The sequence below is a fragment of the Hansschlegelia zhihuaiae genome, assembly GCF_004103825.1.
Classification (GTDB): Bacteria; Pseudomonadota; Alphaproteobacteria; order Rhizobiales; family Methylopilaceae; genus Methylopila; species Methylopila zhihuaiae.
The window spans coordinates 180,171-186,170 of sequence record NZ_RYFI01000005.1 but is presented as its reverse complement, the minus strand read 5'-3'; the positions used below and the strand labels follow the sequence as shown (position 1 = coordinate 186,170).

Here is a 6,000-nt window from a genome sequence, read left to right as displayed (position 1 = left end):
GGGCTTGCCCCGGCGATCCATCGGGCGCGGACGCGCCCGGCGATGGATGCCCGGGTCAAGCCCGGGCATGACGCGGCGGAGTGGACACGAACTAGACAGCGGCTCGAGCGGGACTTGCGGTCCGCGGCGGGACGGGCTTCATGCTCGGCTCCTCACGGACCGACAGGGAGGAACGCGATGAAGCATGGCGCGCGGAACGACATCCCGGCCGAGGTCATCGAGATCAAGCGCGGCGGCGTGATGGCGCAGGTCACCGTTCGGCTGAAGGGGACCGACTATCGCATGTCCTCGGTCATGACCCTCGACTCCCTCTCCGAGCTCGAGCTCAAGGAAGGCTCCGAGGTCCATGTCCTGGCCAAGGCCGTAAACGTCCTGCTGGTGAAGCCCTGAGCGTGGACGACATCGTCGACCTTTATTCGGACACGCAGACGCGTCCGACCGCCGGCATGCGCGAGGCGATGGCGAAAGCGGTCGTGGGCGACGAGCAGTCCGGCGACGACCCGACCACCAACGCGCTCTGCGAGCGGACGGCGGCGCTGCTCGGCATGGAGGCGGCGGTCTTCATGCCGTCCGGCACGATGTGCAACCTGGTCGCGATCCTGACGCAGACCCGCGCCGGCGACGAGATCGTGGTCGACGCCTCCTCGCACATCTACAACACGGAAGGAGCGAGCGCGGCCGCGATCGGCGGCGTCTCGACGAAGCCGCTTACGACCGAGAACGGCGTGTTCACGGCCGAACAGGCGGAGGCCGCGATCCGGCCGCCGGCCCGGACCGCGCCGCGCTCGGCGCTCGTATCGGTCGAGAACACCACGGCGTTCTCGGGCGGCTCGGTCTGGCCGCTGGAGGCGGTCCGCGCGGTGCGCGACGTCGCCAAACGCCACGGCCTGATCGCCCATATGGACGGCGCGCGGCTGCTCAACGCGGTCGCTGCGACCGGGATTTCGGCCGCCGACTATGTGGACGGCTTCGACACCGCCTGGATCGACCTGTCGAAGGGGCTGGGTTGCCCGGTCGGCGCCGTGCTGTGCGGGACGAAGGACTTCATCGTCGAGGCGTGGCGCTGGAAGTACCGGCTCGGCGGCGCGATGCGTCAGTCCGGCGTGCTGGCGGCCGCCGGCCTCTACGCGCTCGACCACCATGTCGACCAGCTCAAGGTCGACAACGACAACGCGCTCGCGCTCGACCACGGGCTGAGGGCGATCGAGGGGGTCGAGATCGCCGCGCCGACGCAGTCCAACATCCTGCGCTTCTCGGTCGAGGCGCTCGGCGTCCCGGAGGCGGATTTCGCGAAGGCCTGCCTCGAACGCGGCGTGCGCTTCCGCGCGACCGGCGCGCACGAGATCCGCGCCACGACCCATCTCGACGTCGACCGGGCGGGGGTGGAGCGGGCGATCGCTGCGGCCCGCGAGGTCGCGGCTTCGCTGGGCTGAGGGCGGCGCGCGGCGCCGGTCCCCAGCCAGACACGGGCGCCTCAGCGGCTCGGACCTTGGAGGAGCGGGGTGCGTGCTTCGAGACGCATGCCTTGTGGCATGCTCCTCAGCATGAGGAATGCGGAGGACGCCAGAGCCCAAACCTTCCTCGTGCTGAGGAGCCGTCCGAAGGACGGCGTCTCGAAGCACGCAGCTCCGCTCCTGCAGCTCACTTTCGAGAGACGTCTACGCCTCAGGCGGCGCACCATCCTCGGCGGGCTCGGTGGCCGCCTGGGTGTTGCGCAGATGATGGAACAGGATGTCGCTGAGCTCGGCTCCCGCGCGCCTTTGCAACGCGTCGAGGATCTCCTCGTGCTCGCGCACCGCCTCGCCCCAGCGGATCCGGCGCTCGCCGAGATTGGCCACGTAGCGGATGCGCTTCGCGCGCGTCGCGAAGGTCTCGTAGGTGGCGCTCAGCGCGCCGTTCCGCGCCGCCGCGACGATCGCGCGGTGGATCGCCTGGTTGCAGCGGAAATAGGCCGGCAGGTCGCGGCGCAGGTAATGGCCGTACATCTCGGTGTGAAGCCGCTCGATCTCGCCGATCTCGGCGTCGGTGGCGCGCTCGCAGGCGAGCCGGCCGGCGAGCCCCTCGAGGCCGCCCATCACGTCGAACAGCTCGCGCCTGTCGGCCGCGCTGAAGATCCGGACGCGCGCGCCGCGGTTCGGCAGCAGCTCGATCAGGCCTTCCGACGCCAGAACCTTGAGCGCCTCGCGCAGCGGCGTGCGCGAGACGCCGAAGCGCTCGCAGAGCTCGCGCTCGGGAACGCGTTCTCCGTCGGGAATGCGGCCCTCGACGATGAAGTCGCGCAGGCTCGCCAGCACCTCGCTGTGCAGCGAGGGCGCGCGGCCCGGCCTCTCTTCCTCCGCCTCTATGACGCTCACGCCTCTCCGCCTCGTCCCGTCAACTTCCGCCCGACGCGGCTCGCAAGGAACTCGCCCACGACGCCGCGACGAAATGTCAGCACGCAGATCATGAAGATCAAGCCGGTGAAGATCGTGACCGGAAATTGCGACGTCGCCAGATAATTCTGCAACGACACCACGATCGCAGCGCCGACCACCGGGCCGAGCAGCGTGCCGATGCCGCCGAGCAGCGTCATCAGGATGACCTCGCCCGACATCTGCCAGCCGACGTCGGTCAGCGTCGCGAACTGGAAGACCAGCGCCTTGGTGGACCCTGCGAGCCCCGCGAGCGCCGCCGACATCACGAAGGCCGCGAGCTTGTAGGAATTGACCGAAAGCCCAAGCGAGATCGCGCGGTTCTCGTTCTCGCGGATCGACTTCAGGATCATGCCGAAGGGCGATTCGATGATCCGCCGGATCGCAAGCACGCCCAGCACGAAGACGCCGAGCGTGAAGAAATACATGGCGATGGGCTGGTTGAGGTCGATCAGCCCGAACAGATGGCCGCGGGGCACGCCCTGGATGCCGTCCTCGCCATGGGTGAACTTGGCCTGCAGGCAGAAGAACGCGAAGAGCTGCGCGAGCGCGAGCGTGATCATCGCGAAATAGATGCCCTGCCGGCGGATCGCGAGATAGCCGATCACGAGGCCGAGCAGGGCCGCGCCCGCCACACCGACCAGGATGCCGAGCTCCGGCGTGAAGCCCCATTCCTTGACCGCATGCGCGGTGAAATAGGCCGCGCCGCCGAAGAACGCCGCGTGCCCGAAGGACAGGAGCCCGACATAGCCGAGCAACAGGTTGAAGGCCGAGGCGAACAGCGCGAAGCACAGCAGCTTCATCAGGAAGACGGGATAGACGAAGAACGGCGCCAGCGAGAGCAGCGCGACGCCCGCGAGGATCGTCCAGGTCTCGGCGCGCGCGATCCTTTTCGCGGTCGCGGTTTCGAGCGCGACGTCGGCCATCAGGCGTTCCTCCCGAACAGGCCGGCGGGCCGCACCAGCAGCACGATCGCCATGATGACGAAGATCACGATGCTGGAGGCCTCCGGGTAGAACACCTTGGTGAGCCCCTCGCAGAGACCGAGCACGTAGCCGGTGACGATCGCGCCGAGGATCGACCCCATGCCGCCGACCACGACCACGGCGAACACCACGATGATGATGTTGGAGCCCATCAGCGGGCTCACCTGGTAGATCGGCGCGGCCATCACCCCGGCGAGGCCCGCGAGAGCCGCGCCGAGACCGTAGGTGAAGGTCAGCAGCAGCGGCACGTTGATGCCGAAGGCGCGCACCAGCGTCGGGTTCTCGGTCGCGGCCCTGAGATAGGCGCCGAGCCGCGTCTTCTCGATCAGGAGCCACGTGCCGATGCAGACGGCGAGCGAGGCGACCACCACCCAGGCCCTGTAGTTCGGGAGCACCATGAAGCCGAGATTGTGCGCGCCGACGAGCTCCTTCGGCACGGCGTAGGGCTGGCCCGCCGCCCCGTAATAATAGCGGAACGTGCCCTCGATCGCGAGCGCGAGCCCGAAGGTGAACAGCAGGCCGTAGAGGTGATCGAGGTCGTAGAGCCGCGACAGCGCGAGCCGCTCGATCGCGGCGCCCGCGAGACCGACGATCAGCGGCGCCAGCGGCAGCGCCCACCAGTAGCCGAGCCCGAGATAAGCGAGCAGCAGATAGCCCACGAAGGCGCCCAGCATGTATTGCGCGCCATGGGCGAAGTTGATGATCCGTAAGAGCCCGAAGATGATCGCGAGGCCAAGACTCAGCATCGCGTAGAACGAGCCGTTGATCAGCCCGACCAGCAGCTGGCCCAGCAGCGCCTGCAGCGGCACGCCGAAGATCATCGTCATGGGCGCGGTCTCTCGAATGGCCGACCGGCTTCGACGGGGCTGCGTGCTTCGAGACGCATCGCTCGCGCGATGCTCCTCAGCATGAGGACGGTTTGTGGATTGGCGTCCTCAACCCTCCTCATGCTGAGGAGGCCCGAAGGGCCGTCTCGAAGCACCCAGTTCAGTTCTCCCATACGCCTACACCCCCAGCGTCTCGGTGAGCTTCGCCATGCGCCCGGGCAGCTCTCCGACGTCGAAGTCGTCCACCACCACGCCGTGGTCCATGACGTAGAAGCGGTCCGCGACCTTGGCGGCGAAGCGGAAGTTCTGCTCGACGAGCAGCACGGTCAGCCCCCGCCGCTTCATCTCCTGGATGATCTCGCCGATGCGCTGGACGATCACCGGCGCGAGCCCTTCGGTCGGCTCGTCGAGCAGCAGAAGGCGCACGCCGGTCCGCAGCATGCGGGCGATCGCGAGCATCTGCTGCTCGCCGCCCGACAGCTGCGCGCCGCCGCTGTTGCGGCGCTCCTTCAGGTTCGGGAACAGCTCGTAGATCTCGGCGAGCGACAGGCCGCCCTTCGCCACGACGGGCGGCAGGCTCAGATTCTCGTCGACCGACAGCGAAGCGAACACGCCGCGCTCCTCGGGCACGAAGCCGACGCCGCGGCGGGCCATGCGGTGGAGCGGCGTGCGGGTCACGTCCTGGCCGTCGATCAGGATGGCGCCGCTGCGCTTCGCCACGATCCCCATGATGGCGCGCAGCGTCGTGGTCTTTCCGACGCCGTTGCGGCCGAGCAGCGTGACGGTCTCGCCCTCGCGCACCTCGAGATTGACGCCGTGCAGCGCGTGGCCCTCGCCATACCAGGCGTTGAGGTCGCGAAGCTCGAGCAGCGGCGGCTTACTCATGCTCGGTCCCGAGATAGGCGGTCTTCACGCGTTCGTCGCGCGAGACGGTCGCGTAGTCGCCGGAGGTCAGGATCTCGCCGCGCTGGAGCACGGTGACGCGGTCGCAGAGGTTCGCCACGACCTTCAGATTGTGCTCGACCATCAGCACGGCGCGGGATTTCGCGACCTCGCGCACGATGCCCTCGACCACATGGACGTCCTCGTGCCCCATGCCGGCCATCGGCTCGTCGAGCAGGAGCACCCTGGGCTCGAGGGCGAGCGTGGTGGCGATCTCCAGCACGCGTTTGCGTCCATAGGACAGGTCGGCCGCGAGCCGGCCGCGGGCGTCCTTCAGCCCGACCTGCTCGATCAGCTCCATGGCGCGCCCGTTCAGCCGGTCGAGCGCCCGAGTCGAGCGCCAGAACTGGGTGGAAAGCCCGTTCTGGCGCTGCAGCGCGACCCGGACGTTTTCGAGCACGGTGAGATGCGGGAAGGTCGCGGAGATCTGGAAGGAGCGCACCAGCCCCATCCGTGCGACCTTGGAGGCCGAGGTCCTGGTGATGTCCTGGCCGAGCAGCGTGATGGTTCCCCGCGTGGGCTGCAGGAACTTGGTGAGCAGGTTGAAGACGGTGGTCTTGCCCGCGCCGTTCGGGCCGATCAGCGCGTGGATCTCGCCGTGCCGGACGTCGATGTCGACGTCGTTGACCGCGGTGAACCCCGCGAAGTCGCGGCGCAGGCCGCGGGCCGAGAGCACGATGTCGGCGTCGGGGGCGGCCGGCGGCGTCATCGGGCCACGGCCGCCATGGGGGGGACGACGCTGCGTGCTTCGAGACGCATGCCTTCGGCATGCTCCTCAGCATGAGGACCGTTGGAGGACGCCAAAGCGCGGACCTTCCTCATGCTGAGGAGCCT

At 68.6% G+C, this 6,000-nt stretch carries 7 protein-coding genes; 2 read left to right on the top strand and 5 right to left on the bottom strand.

Annotated features, from left to right (window positions below; all coding sequences use genetic code 11):
- The first annotated feature begins 177 nt into the window (after positions 1–177).
- Both EK403_RS07455 and EK403_RS07450 read left to right on the top strand, forming a co-directional pair.
- On the top strand, positions 178–390 hold the full coding sequence (locus EK403_RS07455; protein WP_128776867.1) for a TOBE domain-containing protein: 213 nt from the start codon (positions 178–180) through the stop codon (positions 388–390).
- A gap of 11 nt (positions 391–401) precedes the next feature.
- The gene (locus EK403_RS07450) at positions 402–1,433 is read left to right on the top strand and encodes a threonine aldolase family protein (protein WP_128776900.1); all 1,032 of its coding nucleotides are present in this window, start codon (positions 402–404) and stop codon (positions 1,431–1,433) included.
- Between the two features lie 225 nt (positions 1,434–1,658).
- Here EK403_RS07450 and EK403_RS22690 read toward each other — a convergent pair whose 3' ends face one another.
- From EK403_RS22690 to EK403_RS07430, 5 genes are all read right to left on the bottom strand, one after another.
- Positions 1,659–2,354 (bottom strand): GntR family transcriptional regulator, encoded by a 696-nt coding sequence (locus EK403_RS22690; protein WP_206659497.1) that lies wholly within the window; start codon positions 2,352–2,354, stop codon positions 1,659–1,661.
- On the bottom strand, positions 2,351–3,337 hold the full coding sequence (locus EK403_RS22685; RefSeq protein ID WP_206659496.1) for a branched-chain amino acid ABC transporter permease: 987 nt from the start codon (positions 3,335–3,337) through the stop codon (positions 2,351–2,353). The genes EK403_RS22690 and EK403_RS22685 overlap by 4 nt, the downstream gene beginning before the upstream one ends.
- A complete protein-coding gene (locus tag EK403_RS07440) occupies positions 3,337–4,224 on the bottom strand; it encodes a branched-chain amino acid ABC transporter permease (RefSeq protein WP_128776866.1) in 888 nt (295 codons plus the stop codon). The genes EK403_RS22685 and EK403_RS07440 overlap by 1 nt, the downstream gene beginning before the upstream one ends.
- A 177-nt stretch (positions 4,225–4,401) precedes the next feature.
- Positions 4,402–5,109 carry an ABC transporter ATP-binding protein gene (locus EK403_RS07435; protein WP_128776865.1) on the bottom strand — a complete coding sequence of 236 codons (708 nt, stop codon included), beginning with the start codon at positions 5,107–5,109 and terminating at the stop codon, positions 4,402–4,404.
- Positions 5,102–5,875, bottom strand: coding sequence for an ABC transporter ATP-binding protein (locus tag EK403_RS07430; RefSeq protein ID WP_128776864.1), 774 nt, complete (start codon positions 5,873–5,875; stop codon positions 5,102–5,104). The genes EK403_RS07435 and EK403_RS07430 overlap by 8 nt, the downstream gene beginning before the upstream one ends.
- Positions 5,876–6,000 lie beyond the last annotated feature (125 nt).

Excerpts from the sequence above, each read along its gene's own strand:
- EK403_RS07455 (WP_128776867.1), top strand. The coding sequence starts at position 178 with ATGAAGCATGGCGCGCGGAACGACATCCCGGCCGAGGTCATCGAGATC.
- EK403_RS22685 (WP_206659496.1), bottom strand. The coding sequence starts at position 3,337 with ATGGCCGACGTCGCGCTCGAAACCGCGACCGCGAAAAGGATCGCGCGC.
- EK403_RS07440 (WP_128776866.1), bottom strand. The coding sequence starts at position 4,224 with ATGACGATGATCTTCGGCGTGCCGCTGCAGGCGCTGCTGGGCCAGCTG.
- EK403_RS07435 (WP_128776865.1), bottom strand. The coding sequence starts at position 5,109 with ATGAGTAAGCCGCCGCTGCTCGAGCTTCGCGACCTCAACGCCTGGTAT.
- EK403_RS07430 (WP_128776864.1), bottom strand. The coding sequence starts at position 5,875 with ATGACGCCGCCGGCCGCCCCCGACGCCGACATCGTGCTCTCGGCCCGC.